Below are 22,235 nucleotides of genomic sequence, written 5' to 3'. Positions count from 1 at the left end.
CATCATCATGATTAGTCTAAGTGACTTAAGAAAGTTTAAAGCCGAAGGACGCAAGTTCTCATGTCTTACTTGCTACGATGCAAGTATGGCTAAAGCTATGGAATTGGCTGAAATTGATACGATTTTAATCGGTGACTCTCTAGGAATGGCGATTCAAGGCAGAGACTCTACACTTCCTGTCACTGTCGAAGATATGGCTTATCATACCGCTGCTGTACGCCGTGGTAATTCACATGCCTTAATCATGACTGACTTACCATTCATGAGCTATGCAACGCTTGAAGATGGCTTGAAAAATGCCAAGACTGTGATGCAAGTCGGTGCTCAAATGGTCAAGATCGAAGGCGGAGCATGGTTAAGCGAGTTGGTTACGGTATTGACGCGTAATGGTATTCCTGTCTGTGTCCATTTAGGTTTAACACCACAGTCAGTACATGTGTTTGGTGGCTATAAACTTCAAGCTAGAACACGTGAAGCAGCAGATCAATTGATCGCAGATTGCCAAGCCGTGGTTGATGCGGGTGCAGCAGTTTTATTACTTGAGTGTGTACCAGCTCAACTGGGTAAAGAAATTGCCGAATTATTCCCGAATACGCCAGTGATCGGGATTGGTGCAGGGAATGAAACTGATGGTCAAGTCCTCGTTGTACAAGACATGTTGGGTTTAACTTTTGGTCGTGTTGCGCGTTTTGTGCGTAACTTTATGAAAGAGCAAGCGGGTGAAACTGCAATTGTAGATGCATTTAAATCGTATCATGCCGCAGTACAAGACCAGTCGTTCCCGGCCAAGGAACATACTTTCCAAGTTGAGCTTTAATTCATGAAAACTGAAACAACAATACAAGGCTTAACTGCATCACTAGCACCGACACGTAGCTCAAAAAAATTGATTGGTTTTGTGCCAACCATGGGAAATCTGCATGAAGGTCATTTGACTTTGGTGCGTGAAGCAAAAAAACTCTGTGATGTGGTCGTGGTGAGTATTTTCGTCAATCCAATTCAGTTTGGTGCAGGCGAGGATTTTGATAGCTATCCACGTACTTTAGAGCAAGATAGTCGTTTATTGGCAGATGCGGGCTGCGATATTATTTTTGCGCCTTCTGTTGAGCAAATGTATGGTACTCAACCACGTTTGACCAATATCAGTGTTAGCCAAATTACCGACGATCTTTGTGGTAAATCACGTCCAGGTCATTTTGATGGTGTCGCGGTTGTAGTGACCAAGCTATTCAACATTGTACAGCCAGATTATGCATTTTTCGGGCAAAAAGACTATCAGCAACTGGCCGTGATTCGTCAGTTGGTGCAAGACTTAAATATGCCACTGGAAGTGATTGGTGTGCCAATTATTCGTGCTGAAGATGGGTTGGCCTTAAGTTCACGTAATGGTTATTTAACTGAACAGCAACGTGCACTTGCACCGACAATTTACCAATTGCTCAAACAAGCTGAACAACAATTGCATGAAGGGCAGACACTTACACAAGTGTTAGAAAATATCTCAGCTCAATTGACACAGGCAGGCTTTGTTGTGGATTATGTGGAGGCTCGTCAAACCAACTTGCAACCGATTCAGCAATTTGACCAAAACTTGGTGTTATTTATTGCAGCGAAGCTGGGTTCAACACGTTTGATTGATAATTTGCAAATCGATTTTAAAACATAAAAAATGAAGGTAAAAACGCCATGAAGCGTATTCTTATCGTTACAGGTCAATCCGGTTCAGGAAAATCCTCTGCCTTACAAGTACTTGAAGACTTGGGCTATTATTGTATAGATAACTTACCTTTGGCGTTGTTGCCTGAAATTGTGGCAAAACTGGATCATGAAAATAATCTGGAGCAACTTGCACTTGGGGTCGATATTCGAAGTACCCGTGCAGATATGCAAGAGTTTGATCATGTTTTTGAGCAATTAAAAAGACATGGTTCGGTCGATGTGATCTACCTGACCACTCAGGATCAAGATTTGATTGCACGTTTTAGTGCATCACGTCGACCGCATCCTTTGGCCAGTCGTTTCAATAGTCTGTTGCAATGTATCCAAGAAGAGAAGCAATTGCTCATCCCGATACAATTCCGTTCAACAGTACATATTGATACGACTGATAAAAGTGTTCATGATTTAAAACATATTCTATTGTCTAAACTCGGGCAGTCAGATAACTTAATTGTGATTCTGCAGTCCTTTGGTTATAAACACGGCATTCCGTTGGATGCTGATTATGTATTTGACGTACGACATTTACCAAACCCGCATTGGGATTTAGAATTACGTCGTTTTTCAGGTTTAGATGAACCTGTACGCCGCTTTTTGGAAGGGAGTCAACAAACCAATGAGATGTTTGAAGACATTTATACTTTCTTGGATAAGTGGTTACCTGCATTTGCAGAAGGGCATCGCCATTACATGACCATTTCTGTGGGATGTACAGGTGGGCAACATCGGTCGGTTTATATTGTAGATAGACTCAAACAAGCCCTTGAGGCAAAATGGGCTGTCCAAATCTTACATAGAGAAATGAAGCACTGGTCATGATAGACACAACAATTGATGTAATTAATAAACTCGGCTTACACGCTCGTGCATCTGGTAAACTGATTGAAGTGACGACGAAATTCCGTTCTTCTATCCAAATTGGTAAGGGCGATAAGTTGGTTGATGCAAAAAATATTATGTCATTGTTGATGTTAGGTGCAGGTAAAGGCACCACATTAAGATTGGTGATTGAAGGTGCTGATGAAGACAAGGCACTGGAAGAAATTCAAACGCTGTTCGCAGCAAAATTTTACGAGGCAGAGTAATAGTGGCACGTGGTACCCAGCGTTATACCGATGAAGATTTTGAGTCATTAGATGGACGTGCGAGTAGAACTGAGCAAAAAAAAGCTGTGCAGCGAATGGCAGCTTTGGGTGAGCAATTGGCTCAACTGAATAAAAAACAGATTCAGAAACTTCCAGTTGATGAGCGTCTCATCGATGCTTTACTGGAAATACAAAATATTAGTGCGCATGAAGCACGTCGTCGTCAATTTTTACGTATCGGTAAATTATTGCGAAATGAAGATGAAACCGTCATTTTATCTTATTTAACACCGCAACAAGGTGCTAAAAAACAGATGCAATTAATGCGTTGGGTTGACCGTATGATTGACCAAGGTGATCCAGTGATCAATGAGTTTAGTAAGGTGTTTAATGCATCTGAACGCCATACCTTGCGTCAGCATGTCTTGCGTATTCACCGTGATATGAAGCAGCAAGTCAGTGAAGAAGACCTTGCCGCATCTAAGCTTAAATTTGTGAATTACGTACAACAAGTCGCTTTGTTATCTGAACAAGGTTAAAACTAAAAAGAAGTTTCCAAGGAAACTTCTTTTTTTGATTATGAGTTTGCTGAGCTATCTGCCGCGCGCTCCTTTGCCCATTCTCTTAAAATAAATTTCTGTAATTTCCCTGTCGAAGTTTTGGGGATATCAGTAATCACCACATCTTTTGGGACTTTAAATCGAGCGAGTTCTTTTTGACAATGGGCAATGATCTCCTCAGCCGATGCGGATGCTCCTTGTTTGAGTTCAATAAAAGCACACGGCACTTCTTGCCAGCGTTGATCAGGTTTGGCTACCACTGCGGCAGTGAGCACAGCTGGATGACGATAAAGCACATCTTCAACTTCGAGCGAGGAAATATTTTCTCCACCTGAAATAATAATATCTTTCGAGCGATCCGTAATCTTGGCATAGCCATCAGGATGACTCACTGCTAAATCACCTGTATGAAACCAGCCACCTTTAAATGCCTCTTCTGTGGCCTGAGCATTTTTCAAATAACCTTTCATCACGATATTGCCACGGAACATGATTTCACCCATGGTTTGTCCATCATTGGGCACAGGTTGCATGGTGTCTGGGTCAAGCACACGCATGCTATCTTGCAAGGGGTAAGGTACGCCTTGGCGAGAGTGTAGTTGCGCTTGCTCCTGAATGGATAAATCACTCCAGCCAGCCTGTGAAGCACATAAGGCAGAAGGGCCGTAGGTTTCAGTCAAACCATAAACATGATTGACGTTAATACCGATATTACGCATCCCTTCGATGATTGCCACAGGTGGTGCAGCACCTGCAACCATGACTTCAACATTATGCTCAAAAGCAGTTCTCTGTTCGCTTGATGTGTTGATCAGCATGGAGAGCACAATTGGCGCGCCACAGAAATAATCCACTTTATACGCTGCGATGTATTTGAAAACTAATGCTGGGTCGACACGACGCAGGCAAATATTGGTACCACCACTTGCAGCAATTGACCATGCAAAGCACCAACCATTACAGTGAAATAGCGGCAGTGTCCAAAGGTACACAGCGCGAGGTTTCATACCGCAGGCCAAAATATTACTGGCGGCATTCAGATAAGCACCACGATGATGATAGACCACACCTTTAGGGTTGCCTGTGGTGCCTGAGGTATAACTCAGGCTAATCGCATCCCATTCATCTTGCGGTAGCAACCATTCAAATTCAGGGTCTCCTTGTGCTATCCATGCTTCATATTCATATTGACCAATCGTAATTTGCTCACCATCAAACTCAGTATCAAAGACATCAATCACAATAATATCTTGCGCAACAAGCTGAAGTGCTTCTTCTGCAACTTGTCGAAATTCAGGATCGACCAATAGTACTTTGGCTTCTGCATGTTCTAGCATAAAGGCAATGGTCTTGGCATCGAGACGGGTATTCAAAGTATTCAGTACCGCGCCAGCCATTGGTACAGCAAAATGTGCTTCAATCATGGCAGGGATATTGGGTAATAGCACGGAAACAGTATCGTTCTTTTGGATACCTAAATGACGGAGTTGATGCGCAAACTGACGGCAGCGCTGATAAGTCTGTTGCCATGTGATTTGGCGTTGGCCATGAATAATTGCAGCCTGATTAGGATAGATATAAGCAGCCCGTTCTAAGTAGCGTAAGGGTGATAAAGCAACAAAATTTGCTGGATTTTTGGGTAGTTCGTCATATGCACTTACCATGTGTCTTGCTCCATTTCCGTTTTTTTCATTTATTTGTATTAACCTAGACTGTCATTGAGTCTAAATCATTTAGGCTTTAGTCGGAGACGAATCTGAACTGATCTCGGGTTTTTCTGGTTCAGAGGTTTCATCCACAGCTAAACCCGTGTAAAATCTTCGATACTTTTTTATCCGCCGTTTTTTATTTTTTGAGGCTTGCCTCAATACATAATCTCGCGGTGATATGCTCCTTCGTATAGGGCATCACTCCTTAAGGATTTTATTATGCCAATCATTACTTTACCAAATGGTGATCAGAAGCAGTTTGATCATCCGATTTCTGTGATGGAACTTGCTCAGAGCATTGGTCCAGGTCTTGCAAAAAATACTGTTGCTGGCCGTATCAATGATCGCTTGGTGGATGCTTGTGATTTAATCACAGAAGATGCGACAGTTCAGATTATTACCCCTAAAGATGAAGAAGGTTTAGAAATTATTCGTCACTCATGTGCGCACTTGGTAGGACATGCCGTTAAGCAATTGTTCCCAGAAGCGAAAATGGTGATCGGTCCTGTGATCGAAGAAGGTTTCTACTACGACATCTGGATGCCACGTCCATTTACTTTGGATGATATGGCTGCGGTTGAAGAGCGTATGAAAAAGCTCATCGATCAAGACTATGACGTCATCAAAAAGATGACACCACGTGAAGATGTGATCGCTGAATTCACAGCACGCGGTGAAGAATACAAGTTACGCTTGATTGCAGACATGCCGAATGAAACTCAAATGGGCTTGTACTATCATCAAGACTATTTAGATATGTGCCGTGGTCCGCACGTACCGAATACTAAATTCTTAAAATCATTCAAACTCACTAAAATCTCTGGTGCTTACTGGCGTGGTGATGCGAAGAATGAACAGCTACAACGTATTTATGGTACTGCTTGGGCTGATAAAAAACAGTTAGCTGCTTATATCAAACGTATTGAAGAAGCTGAAAAGCGTGACCACCGTAAAATTGGTAAAGCATTAGACTTGTTCCACATGCAAGAAGAAGCACCAGGTATGGTGTTCTGGCATCCGAACGGTTGGACTATTTACCAAGTGCTTGAACAATACATGCGTAAAGTTCAGCAAGACAATGGTTACCAAGAAATTAAGACACCGCAAATCGTAGACTTTACGCTTTGGGAAAAGTCAGGGCATGCGGCAAACTATGCTGAAAATATGTTTACGACTCACTCTGAAAGTCGTAACTATGCAGTCAAGCCAATGAACTGTCCATGTCACGTACAAGTCTTTAATCAAGGCTTAAAGTCTTACCGTGATTTACCAATTCGCCTAGCTGAATTTGGTTCTTGTCACCGTAATGAACCATCAGGTTCTTTACATGGGATTATGCGTGTTCGTGGCTTTACCCAAGATGATGCACATATCTTCTGTACCAAAGAACAGATTGGTAAAGAAGTTGCAGACTTTATTAAGCTGACTTTAGATGTGTATAAAGACTTCGGTTTTGAAGAAGTGCAAATGAAATTGTCTACACGTCCAGAAAAGCGTGTGGGTGATGATGCACTTTGGGACTTGGCTGAAAAATCTTTAGCAGATGCTTTGGATGATGCTGGCTTGGCTTGGGACTTGCAACCAGGTGAAGGCGCATTCTATGGTCCGAAAATTGAATTCTCATTGAAAGACTGCTTAGGTCGTATCTGGCAATGCGGTACAATCCAGTGTGACTTTAACTTACCAATCCGTTTAGACGCTTCTTATGTCACTGAAGACAATGATCGTGATCAACCAGTCATGCTTCATCGTGCAATTCTTGGCAGTTTCGAGCGTTTTATTGGTATACTAATTGAACACTATGCGGGCTTCATGCCACCATGGCTTACACCAATCCAAGCTTGTGTCATGAATATTACTGATTCACAAGCGGAAGCAAGTGAGCAAGTGGTCGCAAAACTCAAAGAAAATGGTCTTCGTGCTATTTCTGACTTGAGAAATGAAAAGATCGGATTTAAGATTCGTGAGCGTACCCTAGAGCGTATTCCTTACCTTCTTGTTCTCGGTGATCGAGAAGTTGAAGAAGGTACAGTCAATGTGCGTACTCGCTCAGGAAAAAATTTAGGTACTATGTCAGTAGATGCATTTATTGACTTAGTGAAATCTGCCGTTGCCGAACGTGGCCGGTATATCGTGGAGTAATAAAGATTAAACAGCCTGACCGTAACCAACAACAAGGTGCTAAAAGTAACCGTCCTGCAATTAACGAAGAGATCCGTGCGAAAGAAGTACGCCTCGTCGCTGCAGATGGAGAACAAAAAGGTGTCGTTTCATTAACTGAAGCGTTGCGTGCTGCTGAAGAAGCTCATCTTGACTTGGTTGAGATCGTTGCGAATGCAGAACCACCTGTTTGTAAAATCATGGACTACAACAAGCACTTATTTGACTTAAAGCAAAAGCAAAAAGATGCGAAGAAAAAACAGCATCAAGTGCAAGTGAAAGAAATCAAATTACGTCCTGCAACGGATGTAGGTGATTACCAGATTAAATTGCGTGCAATTTTGCGTTTCCTTGAAGAAGGGAACAAGGTAAAAATCACTTTACGATTCCGTGGTCGTGAGATGGCGCATCAACAGCTTGGTTTGGCTCAATTGCAAAAAATTGAAGCAGACGTTGCTGAATTTGGCGTGATTGAACAAGCGCCTAAGATGGAAGGTCGTCAAATGGGCATGTTAATTGGTCCGAAAAAGAAAAAGTAATTTTTCTTATAAAAAAGCACCGCTCTTAGCGGTGCTTTTTTTTGTCTAAAAACGTATAACCTAAGCAGGGATAAGTCTGTTAAAAAATGTCTAAGTATCATTGGATCAGCTGAAAACAAGCTATGATAGGATTTGTTGATAATTACACTATTCAAAAATAGGAATAAGACATGTCTACAGTTACTGGTACTCAACAACTCTCTGAAATTAATCAAAAAGTGCTACAAGACGGTGAGGTTTTACCACAAGTCACATTGAAAGATGGCAGTCGTGTACAAACGGGTACTGTTGCGACCATGCTGCACAATATTAATTTATATAATGCAGGCGTTCGAGGTACGGTTGAAGATGAGTTGATCCTAGCCGTTCCCACCTTATTTAAAGTGGGGATGTTTGATTTATTCTCTGTGGAAGAGTGGATCAATGGCAGTAATGCTGGTCGTAAATTCGTTGGAGAGAAAGCCAAAGAATTCTTGGATAATCAAGCTTAAATCTTTGCAACATTGTCTTTGAAAACACCGCTTTATTGTTTCTTTTCGTGCTTGTCTACTGATCAATAAGTAGGAAGTGTGCTATAACGCAACAACAGTCAAGATAACGATGAATAGGACAATATAAAATGATTGACTTATATTATTGGGGTACACCCAATGGGCATAAAATAACAATCGCCTTAGAAGAAATGGGACTTGAATATCAGATTTTTCCAATTAATATTTTGGAAAATGATCAGTTTCAGCCTGATTTTTTAAAAATCTCTCCCAATAATAAAATTCCAGCGATTGTCGATCAAAATGGTCCAAGAGGTGAGCCGATTTCAGTATTTGAGTCGGGTGCGATTCTACAGTATTTAGGTCGAAAAACAGGTTTGTTCTATCCGACCGATGAGCAAGAGCGAGTCGAGGTTGAACAATGGTTGATGTGGCAAATGGGTGGATTTGGTCCAATGCTTGGGCAAAATCACCACTTCAATAAGTTTGCCTCTGAACGTATTCCTTATGCGATTGATCGTTATGTCAATGAAACCAAGCGTTTGTATAGTGTCTTAAACAAACAGTTGATTGGTCAAAAATTTGTAGCAGGCGAATACTCGATTGCGGATATGGCAATCTTACCTTGGGCGTTGCGTTACGAATGGCAGGGCATTCAACTTGAAGACTATCCGTATGTGAAAGATTATATTGAACGCTTAACAGCTCGTCCTGCGATACAAAAAGCCTTGTCGATCAAAGTTGGATGAATCAAGGTGTTGGGCGACACCGCTACTTAAAGCACTGGGCGATTGCGATGGGATTGTTGTTGCTTACAGCAATCCTTTGTGCTCAGCTGCAAACACTCTATTCAGAGAGTCATTTAGCGGTTTTGGTATTTGCTTTTATTACTGTTTTAGGGCTCTTATTTTCTACACTCTTTGCTTGGCTACAGCTAGAGACCAAAAATTCATATTTTAGTAGCTGGGTTTTTGCCGGCTTTTTAAGTTTATCCTTAGTGTTATGTAGCTATCTTGATCATACGGTCTCTATTGATTGGGCTGCGGTTTCTGCGGGGGAAATGCAACTTAGCCTGTACCAAAAAATTATTAGATCTGATCTTACATTTTGGCTCTTATTTGTTTTTCCATTCATTTTTTCAGTTATGTATTTTTCTATTCGATCTAAAAAAGCGAAAACTAAAAATTAATCTTTGCAAAAGCCATGATTTCAGGCATGTAAGCTTGACTATTTTATAATTGTGTAATTTTTCATCTAGTCTATTCATGTTCAAGCTACGATGATTTAAGTTCATCAAAGATAAAGCATCATGCAAGCAAAAATATCTGCCCTTTATTTAAAAAAGCTTGGTTTTGAAGGGGATTTCTCTCCAACTTTGGCTAACTTAAAAAGCCTATTAAGTCTTCATGTGCAAGCTATTCCTTTTGGTAATTTATCCTCTTTTTTAGGAGATGAGGTTTCATTAGCGTCAGACCAACTTGTGCAAAAATTATTGATTGAAAATCGTGAAGGCTATTGTTTAGAACACAGTACCCTAACCAGAATTGTGTTAACTGAACTGGGCTATGAGGCATATAACGTACTCGGTCGAGTGTATTATCAAAATTCGCCTGTCAGTACTCCGGTGAGAACTCATTTAGTCACACTGGTGCGTATTGATGGGCAATTGTTTTTGTATGATCCTGGATTTGGAGGGATGACGCCGACCACGGTTTTATCACTTGAGCATATCGGTGAAACACAGCAGACACCGTTAGAGCCTTTTAGATTTGTTGAAGCTGCCCAGAGCGGTTTGGATGTGACAGTGCTGACGGAAATGACTTATATGCTGCAAGTCTGTATTCATGGTCAATGGGTGAATGTCTATGCAATTAACCCCGAGCAACAAATTGCAGATGCGGATGCTCTGGTTGCAAACTGGTACATTTCCACCTCGCCTGAATCTTTATTTACCCAGTATTTAATGTTATCTACTGCCAATACAGAGATGCGAATGACCTTAAAAGATCGTGTTTTAAGAACGCATGGTAAAGGAAATTCTGATAAGAAAGAGTTAACCAACTTTGATGAGTTTGAAAATACGCTCAAAACAGTTTTTCGGATTGATGTTTCACAACAGAAACTTAACGCGGTTTGGTCAAAATTAGCCTTGAATCCATAGTATTCACACGATATTGTCTGTTTCGGATGATGTGCTGATACTGTTTTGACTGAATTTTTGAATTGATGTCTTATTTTCTATTATTTCTCTCTGCCTTTGGCGCTGCTACTTTATTGCCTTTACAGTCAGAAGCGGTATTAATGACTTTGCTGGTACAAGGGCTTTCTAATCCTTTCTATCTTATCTTGGTTGCGACCATTGGTAATGTCTTGGGTTCTTGTGTGAATTGGTGGCTCGGCCTAAAAATCGAACATTTTAAAGATAAAAAATGGTTTCCTGTTTCAGAACAAAGGTTGTTACAAGCACAGCAGATTTATCATAAATATGGCTTTTACTCGTTACTGCTAAGTTGGACTCCTGTGATTGGTGATCCAATTACCCTGATTGCTGGACTGATGAAGGAAAACTTCTGGCGCTTTTTATTGATTGTCACCATCGCTAAAGGTGGGCGTTATCTGACGTTATATGCATTGTATTTGGGTATTTTTTAAAATAGGGAAAGGGGTGAGAGCCTCTCCCTATTGATTTAATGTTCAGAGCCTTTGGTAATATCGACTTTGAATAAATCACTGGTTTTAAACCAGCAATAAGTTACTACCGCTAAGGTCATACAACCGCCAAGAATAGTTGCAGTGATTGTGCCGAGGTATTTGGCTGCGAGACCGGATTCAAAAGCCCCCAGTTCATTACTTGAAGAAACAAACATCCCATTCACTGCTGCGACACGACCTCGCATATTTTCGGGTGGAAAAATTTGCAAGATGGTTTGGCGAACTACGACAGAAACACTGTCACAAGCACCAGTCATGGCTAAAGCAAATAATGAAAGCCACATATGATTCGAGAAGGCGAACAGAATGGTAAAAATACCAAAACCAGCCACAGCCAATAACATATTCCGCCATGCATGTTGCATTGGTGGGAATTTGGTGAGTGCAATCATGGTCAAGAGAGCACCAATAGATGGTGCAGCACGTAAATAACCAAGACCTTCAGGGCCGACTTTTAATATTTCTTCGGCAAAAATTGGCAATAACGCAATCACACCACCAAATAGCACGGATACTAGATCAAGCGAGATCGCCCATAAAACGATTTTAGTTTTCCAGATAAAGTGGAAGCCATCAGTCAGGCTTTGTAGTACATTCTCCGTTTCCATTTTCGGAAAAGTACGTTTTTGCAAACGAGTAATTAAGATAAAGCAAATGGCCAATAATGCCGTGACAGCAAATAAGCTAGTTTCACGTCCCAGAAATGCCAGCATAAAGCCACCGAGCATAGGACCGATGATCACACCACTTTGCCATCCAATTGTGGTCCATGTTGCACCGTTGGCATACAGTTCACGAGGAATTAGAAAAGGTTTGAGTGATGTTGCAGATGGATTATAAAAACCTCGAATGGTTCCTAAAGCAAAAATGACGGCATAAATTCCCCAAGACAGCGTGCTGATTCCAATTTTTTCTAAGCCGTGTAAATGAAACAGTGCCCAGAGAATTAAAGGTAAGGGAATCGAAAAGAATAAGCAGATTTTCATAATGGTCTGTTTATTCAATTTGTCGGCGAAATAGCCGCCCCACAAGGAAAGTGTGATAAATGGAATCGCTTCTGCCAGACCAATGAAACCCAAGGTGAGTGGGTCACGGGTGATTTGATAAAGTGAATAGGCGACGATAATTTCTTGAATCAAAATTGCCAGTGTTAGGCAGAATTGATTAATAGTCACAATAGAGAAATCCCGATACCGTAATGCAGCAAAAGCATCATTCTGTATAGTCATATTCTTTTGAATTTAAGAGCTTGTATTTATTATAGGTGTTAATTTTAGGGATGTTTCTCGTAATTTGAGAATTGGTTATAGAAAATAACGTTTATAGAAAATAGACGATTTACTATCAAAAAATGAGCATTTTACTTTTGTTTTCGCTTGCTATGCTTTAGAATACTGGCTCCCTTACCTGCAGGTCGTTTTTGCAATGGTGCAAACGTTCCGAACAGGTGTTCAAAAGAGGTTGTTATGCCTAAGATGAAAACTCGCCGTGGTGCAGCTAAACGCTTCAAAGCGACTGCAAACGGCTTTAAGCGTAAACAAGCGTTCAAACGCCACATTTTGACCAAAAAATCTGCTAAGCGTATCCGTCAATTGCGCGGCTGTGTAATGGTTCACGTAAGTGATGTTGCATCAGTTCGTCGTATGTGCCCATACATCTAAGGAGATTATAAATGGCTCGTGTAAAACGTGGTGTAGTGGCTCATCGTCGTCACAAAAAAATTCTTGCTCGCGCTAAAGGTTACTATGGTGCTCGTTCACGCGTTTATCGCGTAGCGTTCCAAGCGGTAATCAAAGCTGGTCAATACGCTTACCGTGACCGCCGTCAGAAGAAACGTCAATTCCGTGCTTTATGGATTGCGCGTATCAATGCTGGTGCTCGTCTTAACGGTTTGTCATACAGCCGTATGATCGATGGCTTGAAAAAAGCTCAAGTGATCATCGACCGTCGCGTATTAGCTGACATCGCTATGCATGATGCAGTTGCATTTGCTGCTTTAGCTGAAAAAGCTAAAGGCGCATTAGCTGCATAAGCTTAGAGATTCAAAGAAGGCCGCTTTTTAGCGGTCTTTTTTATTTCCGTCCTATAATTATAAGTACAGACAAGATTGTGGTAATAATTAATAAAAACTTAGCAAATTCATATTTCTGAACCAATAAAAATAGGCCATATAATATTATTAAGAGTATTGCTAAGACGATGAGTAGTGTGGTTAGTGCTCGCCAACCAGAAATAGTTTCAGGTTCTGGCGATACGGTATTTTCGATAGCTGGTGAGTTTTGCAAACCAGATTGTTTTTTACTTGATATTATTTCTTTTTCTAACTCATTTTGAGTTTTTAACGAGATATAAGATGCTTGATAACTATTAGCAGTATGGCAAATAAGTTGGACAAGTTGTTGACCGATTGATTCCTCATAGAGATTAAATTTATTGATTTCTTCCAAATCAAAGTTGTGATATTCAGACATTTCATTACGTGGATGTTTAAAACCTCGAAGATGAATTTGTAAAGTTTCGAACTGTTGAAGCAGGGCGAATGCAAGATTATTTTGTGAAGAGGGATTCTCTAGCAATGGAAAAGTACATCCTTCTTCTTCGTGGGGGTAAAGATGTAAGTTGTTTGTGAACGAAATATCATAGGTTCCATAAAATTGATAAGGTGCAGAACGAATAAGCTCTTGAGTTTCTTTATAGAAATTTTCCCAATTCAGACCGCTATTAAATATTCTAATTTTTTTGTTTTGCTCTAAATTTAGAGGAATAAGAGTAAACAACATATAGTTGCACTCGTCTTGTGTGGATAGAGCTCCCCAAAACTCTCTAGGGTCACCTATAGGTTGGATCTCTTTTACAATCTCTCTTTTTATTTTTATTAATGCGATGTTGGTGTGTCTTAGCTTGAAAACTAATACTGGATAATTATTTATTTCAAATAAAAATTTAGATTGGGTTTTTTCAAATTCAGGAAAAAGTAAAGCAAAAGGGTAAAGTGAACAATCGTAGGCACCTTGATGAAATAGATCAAATATTAAGGCATCAATTGAGTCATAAATAAGCGAGCAATTCTCTAAATCTCGTACCATAAAAATATCGTGATTACGAATGCTCCAATGGTGACGAACGGTATGATAAGAAATTAGGCCTTTAAAAAATTGTTGGGCATTATGTTGTAAGCCTAAAATAAACTTCCAGTAATTATCGGTCATTGTTTTATGTATGCTGTTATTGGTGAGACGCTAAGCTTATTATCATATCTGAAATTAATGATGGATTAAAACGTGCGCAGACAATATCACTTTAGACAAGTTGGAGAGGATACTTATATTTGGGATGTTCATCGCTTGGTTGAACTGACAAATAAGTTCGTCGCTAAGAGATTACAACTTGTTGATATTCAAGAACTCAATGAAGCCTATTGGTTTCCAGATCAGTATCCGACGACACAGCAAATCATTGAACACTTTCAATTGGTGCAAGATGCTGATCTGAGTTATCCGATTATTCTGTGTGCTGAAGGTCGAGTCATGGATGGTATGCATCGTGTTGCTAAGGCAAGCTTACTTAAGCAAACTGAGATTCTAGCGGTACAATTTGAGCAAACCCCTGAACCTGACTTTATTAATGTTGATGAAGATGAATTGGACTACGATGTGTAAATCAAAGATATGATTTATTTCAAGATTACATAACCTGAACATGTTTAATTAGACATTTACGTTTGAATCTTTTTACAGTAAAGAAAACAAGCGAAAGGTAAAAAATATGTTAGTGAGTGTAGAAGGCCTGGAACAAGGTGCGATTGAAGTAGAATTGAGTATTGTGCCGAGAAAGGGTGAGACCATTCGGATTTTTTATGGACCAGATGCTGAGGTTGAAGGTGAGATTGAAAATGTACATCACGTTATTAATCAGCATGATGGTGGACATAAAGTGATTTTAAAAATTAGACCCACTTTTTAAGTAGTGAAAAATAAAAACCTAGATTTTGAAATCTAGGTTTTTATGACTCGTATTGTTACAGACCAAAATAGTAAGCAACGAGACAAATAATCACGGTCAGGATAATCAATTTAATCACGCCTGATGCGCCAACTTTATGATGTTGAGTTTTATCAAGCTGATGATGTGGAATCTCCATTGTTCGATCAATGATTTCAGGCTCAGCGGCAGTGAGTTGAGCTGTTTGATAATGATTTGCAGTCTTTACAATCAGCTTGGCAAATAAATCATCGGTTTTTTGTGAAAAATTACGTAGATTAATTTGCTCTTCTGGGCTAATCAGTTCGCCAGAAGCATTGTAAGGATGCAGCCTTTGTTGTTCTAAGTAATCCGTTAATGCCTGAGTGCGATGCAATAAGCTGTGAGCGCAATCCGCTGGATAGTCTGTTGGAATCAATGCAAGTTGTTGTTCTGATAGCGCTGCTAGATCAATGTCGTACCCATAAAATGGCAAGTCTTGCTGTTCTGGTTCTGAAAAATACTCCGCATATTTGCTGGTGAACAATTCACGTTCCAAGAATGAAGTAACATCATTCCAATTTAATTTTTGTAAATCTGTATTAATTTTTCTGGAAAATTTATCATTCAACTCATAACGCCAAAGCGTTTCTACTCGCAAATTACTTTGCTGGGAAACTGGGGCCTCAAATTCTTTATCGCTGTTGTACCACTCAGGCAGTTCATGACCGCAGATCCAAGCTGTTTTTTTGTTGGCTTGATGACTGACAATAAAATGAGTGAAGGGAAGCAGCTCAACATTGGCATTGGGATTTTGTTCATCACTGAGTAAGCTTGATAAATGTAAGCTGAGTTTGTTAACCCCTTGTTTTTTTAGACCTTCAAGCCAAACTTGAAAATGTTGGGCTAAGAGGTGTTGAGAAAGTAAATCTCTAAAAACTAGGCTTTTTTGATTGAAAATTGGGTGTTCAATCCAACGGCTAAAATGAAGTCCTCCTGCAAGGAATTCATTGCCATAGGTGACAAGTGTAAGCTGTTGTTTCCAAATCTGATCAAGCGCCATCGTTATTCTTTCTCATTGACGATATTGGTATCTTATCCATTTTATTCAATTATTGATCATTTTTTCAAAAAATTAAGTTATCTACTTCATCATCCTGTTGTTTTATCTTTACATTGACATTGAAAAAGTCGCTTATTTAAACCGTGGTTTATCTTCATAAAATAGGTAAAAAGCTGATAAACTATAGCGTTTTATTATATTTCTATATTTTGTTGCTTTGAGAGTTACTATGTCACTGGAAGCCCTGACCACTGAAGCGCTTGCTGCCATTGCAGCGGCTCAAGACCTTGCTGCACTCGATCAAGTCCGTGTGCAATTTACAGGGAAGAAAAGCCAGCTTGCAGAGCAGTCGAAAGCACTTGGAAAAATGGATCCTGAAGAGCGGAAAGTACAAGGTGCTGCGATCCATGCTGTTCGTGAAGCAATCAATACCGCTTTGACTGAACGTCAACAGACATTACAACAAGCTGAACTTGCAAAGAAATTGGCAAGTGAAACGATTGATATTACTTTGCCTGGTCGCGGTCAGCGCATGGGAAGTATTCATCCTGTTACTCAGGTACAAGAGCGTATTTGCCAGTTCTTTACCAAAGCTGGTTTCCAAATTGCGTATGGTCCTGAGGTTGAAGATGATTATCACAACTTTGAAGCCTTAAACATTCCGGGTCATCATCCAGCTCGTGCTATGCATGACACCTTCTATTTTGATGCAACGCATTTGCTTCGTACCCATACTTCGGGTGTGCAGATTCGTACCATGGAAACTAGTCAGCCGCCAATTCGCATCGTGTGCCCGGGCCGTGTATATCGTTGTGACTCGGATCAAACGCATTCGCCAATGTTCCATCAGATCGAAGGTTTATACGTTGCAGAAAACACCAGCTTTGCTGAGTTAAAAGGTTTATTGATTAATCTGTTAAATGAATTCTTTGAAAAAGATTTAAAAGTCCGCTTCCGTCCTTCGTATTTCCCATTTACTGAGCCAAGTGCTGAAGTGGATATTATGGATGAGCGTGGTCGTTGGTTAGAAGTTTTAGGTTGTGGCATGGTACATCCAAATGTATTGCGTGCTGCAGGGATTGATCCTGATAAATACAAAGGCTTTGCTTTTGGTTTAGGGGTAGAGCGTTTTGCAATGTTGCGTTATGGCATCAACGATTTGCGTATGTTCTACCAAAATGATGTGCGTTTCTTACGCCAATTTGCCTAAACATCTTTTCAGGATTAAAGAAGGTTTATATAAATGAAAATTAGTGAAAATTGGTTACGTACGTGGGTGAACCCAGCAATTGATAGCGAAGCACTTTCTGATCAATTGACCATGCTAGGTTTAGAAGTTGATGAGTTAGCACCTGTCGCAAAACCATTTACACGTGTGGTGGTGGGTGAGGTCCTAACTGTTGAACAGCATCCAGATGCAGATCGTTTACGTGTCACGACAATTAATATTGGTTCTGGTGAGCCATTACAAATTGTATGTGGTGCGCCAAATGTTCGCGTGGGTATGAAAGCACCAGTTGCAACCATTGGTGCCGTACTGCCAGGCGATTTTAAAATTAAAAAGGGCAAGCTGCGTGGTGTGGAATCACAAGGCATGCTATGTGGTGCTTCTGAAATTGATTTAGAAGATAAAATTGATGGTTTGTTGGAATTACCTGCTGATGCACCAGTGGGGATGAATATTCGTGAATATTTAAAGCTTGATGACAATGTCATTGATATCAGTATCACACCAAACCGTGGTGACTGCTTTAGTATTCGTGGAATTGCCCGTGAAATCGCAGTGATCAATCAGTTGAAGATGAATGAGCCTGAGATTCAGTCTGTACCTGCAACAATCACAGATGAGAAAGCAGTAACGATTAGCACGGAAGGTACACCACGTTATTTGGGTCGTGTTATCAAAAATGTGAATGTCAAAGCGGCAACTCCTGAGTGGATGGAACAAGCTCTTGCACGTTCAGGTATTCGTACGCATAGTATTTTGGTCGATATTACCAACTACGTGTTGCTTGAATTGGGTCAACCCATGCATGCCTTTGACTTGGCAAAAATCGAAGGTTCAATCCAAGTTCGTCAAGCCAAAGCTCAAGAAAAATTGACGTTGTTGAATGATCAAGAAGTCGAATTACAAGATGATATGATGGTCATTGCAGATGATCAGAAAGTTCTAGCCATTGCAGGTATTATGGGTGGCTTGGACTCATCGGTTACTGATGATACTCAAGATATTTTCCTTGAAAGTGCATTCTTTGCACCTTTAGCGATTGCTGGTCGTGCACGTCGCTTTGGTCTACATACGGATTCATCTCAACGTTATGAACGCGGTGTGGATTTTGAATTGCCAATGATTGCTATGCACCGTGCTTCTGATCTAATTCAAGCCTTTGCTGGCGGTGAGTTTGGTCCAATCACAGTTGCTGAGCAAGTCGCTTTGTTGCCAAAGCGTGAAGCAATTGAGTTAAAACAAGCTCAAGTTGACCAATTACTCGGTTATCAAGTGGCAGGTGATTTTATTGCCGATGCTTTGACGCGTTTGGGCTGTGTAGTTGAAACTCAAGCACAAGGTGAGTGGCGTGTTGTCCCGCCTTCGCATCGTTATGATATGGCAATCTATCAAGACTTAATTGAAGAAGTTGCCCGTATTGATGGTTATGACAATATTCAAATCAGTTTGCCGAAAATTGATGCGAAATTAGAGAAATATCAAGATCGTTTTGAAATTTCACAATTACGTCAAACTGTTGCGACATTGGGCTACCAAGAAGCAATTAGCTTTAGCTTTGCCGATGCAAAACTTGAGAAGCAGTTGAATCCAAATGTACAGCCATTGATGTTGGCGAATCCAATTTCAAGTGATTTGGCTGCAATGCGTAGTACTTTGTTATCAAGTCTGATTCCATGTGTACAGTACAACTTAAATCGCCAACAGCAGCGTGTACGTTTCTTTGAACTCGGTTTACGTTTTGATTATCAGAATGCACAGAGCATTCATGATCTGAAACAGATTCCAACTTTGGCATTGATTGCAGTAGGTTCACGTACACCAGAATCTTGGCATGCAAAACCACAAGTAATGGATTTCTTTGATTTCAAAGGTGAGGTTGAAGAAATTTTAGCAGCGGGACGTATCAGTGTTGAATTTGTGCGTACTGAGCGTGCATGGTTACATCCAGGCCAATCTGCAGAGATTTTAGTCAATGGACAATCAATTGGTTATTTGGGGCGCTTGCATCCATCTTTGCAAAATGAGCTTGATTTAGATACAACTTGGGTCGCAGAGCTGGATCAGCAGGCAGTTTTGCAATCTTATGTATCTAATTTTACAGAATTATCACGTTTTCCATCGGTTAGACGTGATATTGCGCTTTTAATCTCTGATAATATTGAGGTAAGAGATATTCAGCGGTTAATTGAGCAAACTGGTGGAGAGTTACTCGACTCGACATGGTTGTTCGATGTGTATACGGGGCAAGGGGTTGAACAAGGCAAGCGCTCTTTAGCTTTTGCAGTGTTATGGCAACATCCAACTCGTACGCTTGAAGATGCTGAAATTAAATCTGGTATGGATAACATTATTCAAGTGTTGGAAGACACTTACCAAGCGACATTGAGGGCCTCATGACAGCATTAACAAAAGCAGATATGGCGGACCATTTAAGTGAGCTTACTAGCTTAAATCGCCGCGAAGCAAAACAAATGGTCGAGTTATTTTTTGACGAAATTAGCCAAGCATTAATTGCAGGTGAACAAGTCAAACTTTCTGGCTTCGGTAATTTCGAGTTACGTGATAAGCGTGAACGTCCGGGACGTAATCCTAAGACGGGTGAAGAAATTCCAATTTCTGCACGTCGAGTAGTGACGTTTAGAGCGGGTCAGAAATTTAGACAGCGTGTTGGGAATGAGCAGATCGATTGATCTGCTTTTTTATACCTATGATTTACTTTAATAAAATTTAGGCATAAAAAAAGAGAACCGTAAGGTTCTCTTTTTTAATCTAAAACTAGATTAGTGTGCAGCAGAAGCTGGAGCAGCTTCAGAAGCAGCTACAGCAACTTCAGAAGCAGCAGCTACAGCAGCAGTAGTAGCTTCAGAAGCAGCAGTAGTAGCTTCAGAAGCAGCAGCTACAGCTTCAGAAGCAGCAGCGTTAGCATCAGCAGCAGGTGCTTCTTCTTTCTTAGAGCAACCAACGAAAGCTAAAGTAGTAGCAATAGCAGCAGCAACAGCGAATTTCTTGAATAACATGGCATCACTCTCATAAAATTGTGAGATTAAAAAAAACCTTAAGTTAGTCTGTTTGTGCTTTTATTATTCCTAAACGCTTTAGGTAACAACGCAGGGAGCAGCCTAACTGGTCTGATGCTATCCTATCAAAGCAATTCATGAATTACTACTGTTCTGTCCAACAAAACGACAAAAATGGGCAGAATTTGGCTATTTTTTGATAGAAAATAACTATGGAAAATAGATTTTGAATCGGTAAGTTAAGGAAAATAAAGAATTTTATTTTATTATTTTTATATAAAACAATAACTTGAATTTTTTGATAAATTTTAAATGAATGTGTAAATATTCTGTAAGTCTGTCAACCAAATAAAAAAAGCCACCATTGAGGTAGCTTTTTTTATGTGTGCTTAGAACTTAGGTTGATGCTTTACGCTTCATTTGATCGAAGAAATCATCATTGGTCTTGGTTTCTTTCATACGATCCAATAGGAATTCCATCGCAGCAAGCTCATCCATTGGGTGTAGCAATTTACGTAAAATCCAAACCTTACGTAAGTTATCTTCATCCATCAAACGTTCTTCACGACGAGTACCTGATTTCTTGATGTTCATTGCAGGGAACACACGTTTCTCAGCAATACGACGATCAAGGGTAATCTCTTGGTTACCCGTACCTTTAAATTCTTCGTAAATCACATCATCCATCTTACTGCCTGTTTCAATCAAAGCAGTAGAAATGATCGTCAAAGAACCGCCTTCTTCGATATTACGTGCAGCACCAAAGAAACGTTTAGGACGTTCTAAAGCGTGAGCATCCACACCACCAGTTAATACCTTACCTGATGATGGAATTACCGTGTTGTAAGCTCGCGCAAGACGGGTAATTGAGTCAAGAAGAATGACGACATCTTTCTTGTGTTCAACCAGACGTTTTGCTTTCTCAATCACCATTTCAGCGACTTGAACGTGACGGGCAGGAGCTTCATCGAATGTAGATGCAATTACCTCACCACGAACGGTACGTTCCATTTCGGTGACTTCTTCAGGACGTTCGTCAATTAAAAGTACGATTAAAAAAACTTCTGGGTTATTGCGTACAATTGATTGAGCAATAGTTTGCAATAACATTGTTTTACCCGCTTTTGGCGGTGCAACAATAATAGAACGTTGACCTTTACCGATTGGCGCGACTAGATCGACAACACGAGAGGTTAGGTCTTCAGTAGTACCATTACCAAGTTCCATGACCAATTGCTCAGTAGGGAATAATGGCGTTAGGTTTTCGAATAAGATTTTATTACGTGAGTTTTCAGGTGTATCGTAGTTAATTTGGTTTACTTTCAACAAAGCAAAATAACGCTCACCTTCTTTTGGTGGACGAATTGTGCCAGTGATGGTATCACCTGTACGTAAATTAAAGCGGCGAATTTGTGATGGGCTCACATAAATGTCATCTGGCCCTGCGAGATACGAACCAGCAGCAGAGCGTAGGAAGCCAAAACCATCAGAAAGAATTTCGAGAACACCATCACCAAAAATTTCTTCGCCATTCATGGCGTGGCGTTTTAAAATGGCAAAAATAATATCTTGTTTACGGTTACGTGCCATGCCTTCAAGGCCCATAAACTCCGCAATTTTAATGAGTTCGCCAATGGGTTTTTTCTTGAGTTCAGTTAAGTTCATAAGTGGTCAGACAGAATGGAATAAGTGGAGGACTACGTTAGGGAAAGAATAAAAAATCGACCGCATACATACATGCTGATGTAATTGTATTTACACAACCACGATTCAGTAGTCTGGTTCATTGTTTCAGAGAGAAATGTGAAAACAATTGTTTATTGCCGAGCGGCGATCTTATGTTTTGTGTCTTGGTAAGAAGCGCAATGAAGTAGATTCCATTCAAAGCTTCTTGATTCAGAAATATAGAGGAAATCAAGGAATTTGTCAATTTTTAGCTAAAAATACGCGATTCAGTGAATCACGTATTTTCAGATTGACCATTTAACAATT

25 protein-coding genes are annotated in these 22,235 nt (G+C 40.3%); 19 read left to right on the top strand and 6 right to left on the bottom strand.

Annotation, left to right across the window (positions count from 1 at the left end):
- The first annotated feature begins 7 nt into the window (after window positions 1-7).
- Genes panB through yjgA form a run of 5 tightly spaced genes read left to right on the top strand, consistent with a single transcriptional unit; the run spans window position 8 to window position 3,343 of the window.
- The gene (panB, locus tag FPL17_RS11090; protein ID WP_005184787.1) at window positions 8-817 is read left to right on the top strand and encodes a 3-methyl-2-oxobutanoate hydroxymethyltransferase; all 810 of its coding nucleotides are present in this window, start codon (window positions 8-10) and stop codon (window positions 815-817) included.
- A 3-nt stretch (window positions 818-820) separates the two neighbouring features.
- Window positions 821-1,666 carry a pantoate--beta-alanine ligase gene (gene panC / locus FPL17_RS11085; protein ID WP_005184785.1) on the top strand — a complete coding sequence of 282 codons (846 nt, stop codon included), beginning with the start codon at window positions 821-823 and terminating at the stop codon, window positions 1,664-1,666.
- A 20-nt stretch (window positions 1,667-1,686) separates the two neighbouring features.
- Window positions 1,687-2,538, top strand: coding sequence for an RNase adapter RapZ (gene rapZ / locus FPL17_RS11080; protein ID WP_005146575.1), 852 nt, complete (start codon window positions 1,687-1,689; stop codon window positions 2,536-2,538).
- Window positions 2,535-2,804, top strand: a complete 270-nt coding sequence (locus tag FPL17_RS11075) for an HPr family phosphocarrier protein (RefSeq protein WP_004804467.1) — start codon at window positions 2,535-2,537, stop codon at window positions 2,802-2,804. The genes rapZ and FPL17_RS11075 overlap by 4 nt, the downstream gene beginning before the upstream one ends.
- 2 nt (window positions 2,805-2,806) lie before the next feature.
- Window positions 2,807-3,343 carry a ribosome biogenesis factor YjgA gene (gene yjgA / locus FPL17_RS11070; RefSeq protein WP_005184782.1) on the top strand — a complete coding sequence of 179 codons (537 nt, stop codon included), beginning with the start codon at window positions 2,807-2,809 and terminating at the stop codon, window positions 3,341-3,343.
- A gap of 38 nt (window positions 3,344-3,381) precedes the next feature.
- Here the strand turns inward: yjgA and FPL17_RS11065 are convergent, their stop codons facing one another.
- Entirely contained in the window at window positions 3,382-5,028 is a 1,647-nt protein-coding gene (locus tag FPL17_RS11065) for an acyl-CoA synthetase (RefSeq protein WP_159885062.1), read from the bottom strand.
- A gap of 264 nt (window positions 5,029-5,292) precedes the next feature.
- On the opposite strand from FPL17_RS11065, the gene thrS reads away from it, so the two are divergent.
- The 7 genes from thrS (at window position 5,293) to FPL17_RS11030 (ending at window position 10,915) form a co-directional block, all read left to right on the top strand.
- On the top strand, window positions 5,293-7,215 hold the full coding sequence (gene thrS / locus FPL17_RS11060) for a threonine--tRNA ligase (protein ID WP_005184776.1): 1,923 nt from the start codon (window positions 5,293-5,295) through the stop codon (window positions 7,213-7,215).
- 5 nt (window positions 7,216-7,220) lie between these two features.
- Window positions 7,221-7,772 (top strand): translation initiation factor IF-3, encoded by a 552-nt coding sequence (gene infC, locus FPL17_RS11055; protein ID WP_081401483.1) that lies wholly within the window; start codon window positions 7,221-7,223, stop codon window positions 7,770-7,772.
- A 170-nt stretch (window positions 7,773-7,942) separates the two neighbouring features.
- Window positions 7,943-8,263 carry a DUF7709 family protein gene (locus tag FPL17_RS11050; RefSeq protein ID WP_005184774.1) on the top strand — a complete coding sequence of 107 codons (321 nt, stop codon included), beginning with the start codon at window positions 7,943-7,945 and terminating at the stop codon, window positions 8,261-8,263.
- A gap of 128 nt (window positions 8,264-8,391) precedes the next feature.
- Window positions 8,392-9,012, top strand: coding sequence for a glutathione S-transferase N-terminal domain-containing protein (locus FPL17_RS11045; protein ID WP_005184766.1), 621 nt, complete (start codon window positions 8,392-8,394; stop codon window positions 9,010-9,012).
- On the top strand, window positions 9,009-9,452 hold the full coding sequence (locus tag FPL17_RS11040; RefSeq protein WP_159885060.1) for a hypothetical protein: 444 nt from the start codon (window positions 9,009-9,011) through the stop codon (window positions 9,450-9,452). Before FPL17_RS11045 ends, FPL17_RS11040 begins: the two co-directional genes overlap by 4 nt.
- A 120-nt stretch (window positions 9,453-9,572) precedes the next feature.
- Window positions 9,573-10,424: an arylamine N-acetyltransferase family protein gene (locus tag FPL17_RS11035; RefSeq protein ID WP_159885058.1), complete on the top strand. Its 852-nt coding sequence runs from the start codon at window positions 9,573-9,575 to the stop codon at window positions 10,422-10,424.
- Window positions 10,425-10,489: 65 nt separating this feature from the next.
- Window positions 10,490-10,915: a YqaA family protein gene (locus tag FPL17_RS11030; protein WP_016653023.1), complete on the top strand. Its 426-nt coding sequence runs from the start codon at window positions 10,490-10,492 to the stop codon at window positions 10,913-10,915.
- A 35-nt stretch (window positions 10,916-10,950) separates the two neighbouring features.
- Here the strand turns inward: FPL17_RS11030 and FPL17_RS11025 are convergent, their stop codons facing one another.
- The gene (locus FPL17_RS11025; RefSeq protein WP_159885056.1) at window positions 10,951-12,204 is read right to left on the bottom strand and encodes an MFS transporter; all 1,254 of its coding nucleotides are present in this window, start codon (window positions 12,202-12,204) and stop codon (window positions 10,951-10,953) included.
- Between the two features lie 237 nt (window positions 12,205-12,441).
- Here FPL17_RS11025 and rpmI point away from each other — a divergent pair, with 237 nt between their 5' ends.
- Complete coding sequence (rpmI, locus tag FPL17_RS11020; protein ID WP_004278281.1) at window positions 12,442-12,636, top strand: 50S ribosomal protein L35; 195 nt, start codon at window positions 12,442-12,444, stop codon at window positions 12,634-12,636.
- Window positions 12,637-12,647: 11 nt separating this feature from the next.
- Window positions 12,648-13,007 (top strand): 50S ribosomal protein L20, encoded by a 360-nt coding sequence (rplT, locus tag FPL17_RS11015; RefSeq protein WP_004664213.1) that lies wholly within the window; start codon window positions 12,648-12,650, stop codon window positions 13,005-13,007.
- Between the two features lie 40 nt (window positions 13,008-13,047).
- Here rplT and FPL17_RS11010 read toward each other — a convergent pair whose 3' ends face one another.
- Window positions 13,048-14,184, bottom strand: coding sequence for a hypothetical protein (locus tag FPL17_RS11010; protein WP_159885054.1), 1,137 nt, complete (start codon window positions 14,182-14,184; stop codon window positions 13,048-13,050).
- 72 nt (window positions 14,185-14,256) lie between these two features.
- Between FPL17_RS11010 and FPL17_RS11005 the strand changes: the two genes are divergently transcribed.
- Window positions 14,257-14,634, top strand: coding sequence for a hypothetical protein (locus FPL17_RS11005; protein WP_159885052.1), 378 nt, complete (start codon window positions 14,257-14,259; stop codon window positions 14,632-14,634).
- A gap of 106 nt (window positions 14,635-14,740) precedes the next feature.
- The gene (locus FPL17_RS11000) at window positions 14,741-14,938 is read left to right on the top strand and encodes a hypothetical protein (RefSeq protein WP_005184732.1); all 198 of its coding nucleotides are present in this window, start codon (window positions 14,741-14,743) and stop codon (window positions 14,936-14,938) included.
- A 55-nt stretch (window positions 14,939-14,993) separates the two neighbouring features.
- On the opposite strand, the gene FPL17_RS10995 is transcribed toward FPL17_RS11000, so the two are convergent.
- Window positions 14,994-15,998 carry a hypothetical protein gene (locus FPL17_RS10995; RefSeq protein WP_159885050.1) on the bottom strand — a complete coding sequence of 335 codons (1,005 nt, stop codon included), beginning with the start codon at window positions 15,996-15,998 and terminating at the stop codon, window positions 14,994-14,996.
- A gap of 229 nt (window positions 15,999-16,227) precedes the next feature.
- Here FPL17_RS10995 and pheS point away from each other — a divergent pair, with 229 nt between their 5' ends.
- Genes pheS through FPL17_RS10980 form a run of 3 tightly spaced genes read left to right on the top strand, consistent with a single transcriptional unit; the run spans window position 16,228 to window position 19,916 of the window.
- Complete coding sequence (gene pheS / locus FPL17_RS10990) at window positions 16,228-17,208, top strand: phenylalanine--tRNA ligase subunit alpha (protein WP_005146537.1); 981 nt, start codon at window positions 16,228-16,230, stop codon at window positions 17,206-17,208.
- Between the two features lie 33 nt (window positions 17,209-17,241).
- A complete protein-coding gene (gene pheT / locus FPL17_RS10985; RefSeq protein ID WP_159885048.1) occupies window positions 17,242-19,623 on the top strand; it encodes a phenylalanine--tRNA ligase subunit beta in 2,382 nt (793 codons plus the stop codon).
- Complete coding sequence (locus tag FPL17_RS10980) at window positions 19,620-19,916, top strand: integration host factor subunit alpha (RefSeq protein ID WP_000126166.1); 297 nt, start codon at window positions 19,620-19,622, stop codon at window positions 19,914-19,916. Before pheT ends, FPL17_RS10980 begins: the two co-directional genes overlap by 4 nt.
- 90 nt (window positions 19,917-20,006) lie before the next feature.
- On the opposite strand, the gene FPL17_RS10975 is transcribed toward FPL17_RS10980, so the two are convergent.
- Together FPL17_RS10975 and rho are read right to left on the bottom strand one after the other, a co-directional pair.
- On the bottom strand, window positions 20,007-20,243 hold the full coding sequence (locus FPL17_RS10975) for a hypothetical protein (RefSeq protein WP_005210586.1): 237 nt from the start codon (window positions 20,241-20,243) through the stop codon (window positions 20,007-20,009).
- 396 nt (window positions 20,244-20,639) lie between these two features.
- Window positions 20,640-21,908: a transcription termination factor Rho gene (rho, locus tag FPL17_RS10970; RefSeq protein WP_005146524.1), complete on the bottom strand. Its 1,269-nt coding sequence runs from the start codon at window positions 21,906-21,908 to the stop codon at window positions 20,640-20,642.
- Window positions 21,909-22,235 lie beyond the last annotated feature (327 nt).

This window comes from Acinetobacter dispersus (assembly GCF_009884975.1).
In the GTDB taxonomy this organism is placed as follows: Bacteria; Pseudomonadota; Gammaproteobacteria; order Pseudomonadales; family Moraxellaceae; genus Acinetobacter; species Acinetobacter dispersus.
The sequence above is the reverse complement of the archived record's forward strand: the minus strand, read 5'-3'. Positions and strand labels throughout refer to the sequence as shown.

Bases quoted from the DNA above. Each gene is read 5' to 3' on its own strand.
- panB (WP_005184787.1), top strand. From the start codon at position 8: ATGATTAGTCTAAGTGACTTAAGAAAGTTTAAAGCCGAAGGACGCAAG.
- panC (WP_005184785.1), top strand. From the start codon at position 821: ATGAAAACTGAAACAACAATACAAGGCTTAACTGCATCACTAGCACCG.
- rapZ (WP_005146575.1), top strand. From the start codon at position 1,687: ATGAAGCGTATTCTTATCGTTACAGGTCAATCCGGTTCAGGAAAATCC.
- FPL17_RS11075 (WP_004804467.1), top strand. From the start codon at position 2,535: ATGATAGACACAACAATTGATGTAATTAATAAACTCGGCTTACACGCT.
- FPL17_RS11065 (WP_159885062.1), bottom strand. From the start codon at position 5,028: ATGGTAAGTGCATATGACGAACTACCCAAAAATCCAGCAAATTTTGTT.
- thrS (WP_005184776.1), top strand. From the start codon at position 5,293: ATGCCAATCATTACTTTACCAAATGGTGATCAGAAGCAGTTTGATCAT.
- FPL17_RS11050 (WP_005184774.1), top strand. From the start codon at position 7,943: ATGTCTACAGTTACTGGTACTCAACAACTCTCTGAAATTAATCAAAAA.
- FPL17_RS11045 (WP_005184766.1), top strand. From the start codon at position 8,392: ATGATTGACTTATATTATTGGGGTACACCCAATGGGCATAAAATAACA.
- FPL17_RS11040 (WP_159885060.1), top strand. From the start codon at position 9,009: ATGAATCAAGGTGTTGGGCGACACCGCTACTTAAAGCACTGGGCGATT.
- FPL17_RS11035 (WP_159885058.1), top strand. From the start codon at position 9,573: ATGCAAGCAAAAATATCTGCCCTTTATTTAAAAAAGCTTGGTTTTGAA.
- FPL17_RS11030 (WP_016653023.1), top strand. From the start codon at position 10,490: ATGTCTTATTTTCTATTATTTCTCTCTGCCTTTGGCGCTGCTACTTTA.
- FPL17_RS11025 (WP_159885056.1), bottom strand. From the start codon at position 12,204: ATGACTATACAGAATGATGCTTTTGCTGCATTACGGTATCGGGATTTC.
- rpmI (WP_004278281.1), top strand. From the start codon at position 12,442: ATGCCTAAGATGAAAACTCGCCGTGGTGCAGCTAAACGCTTCAAAGCG.
- rplT (WP_004664213.1), top strand. From the start codon at position 12,648: ATGGCTCGTGTAAAACGTGGTGTAGTGGCTCATCGTCGTCACAAAAAA.
- FPL17_RS11010 (WP_159885054.1), bottom strand. From the start codon at position 14,184: ATGACCGATAATTACTGGAAGTTTATTTTAGGCTTACAACATAATGCC.
- FPL17_RS11000 (WP_005184732.1), top strand. From the start codon at position 14,741: ATGTTAGTGAGTGTAGAAGGCCTGGAACAAGGTGCGATTGAAGTAGAA.
- FPL17_RS10995 (WP_159885050.1), bottom strand. From the start codon at position 15,998: ATGGCGCTTGATCAGATTTGGAAACAACAGCTTACACTTGTCACCTAT.
- pheS (WP_005146537.1), top strand. From the start codon at position 16,228: ATGTCACTGGAAGCCCTGACCACTGAAGCGCTTGCTGCCATTGCAGCG.
- pheT (WP_159885048.1), top strand. From the start codon at position 17,242: ATGAAAATTAGTGAAAATTGGTTACGTACGTGGGTGAACCCAGCAATT.
- FPL17_RS10980 (WP_000126166.1), top strand. From the start codon at position 19,620: ATGACAGCATTAACAAAAGCAGATATGGCGGACCATTTAAGTGAGCTT.
- FPL17_RS10975 (WP_005210586.1), bottom strand. From the start codon at position 20,243: ATGTTATTCAAGAAATTCGCTGTTGCTGCTGCTATTGCTACTACTTTA.
- rho (WP_005146524.1), bottom strand. From the start codon at position 21,908: ATGAACTTAACTGAACTCAAGAAAAAACCCATTGGCGAACTCATTAAA.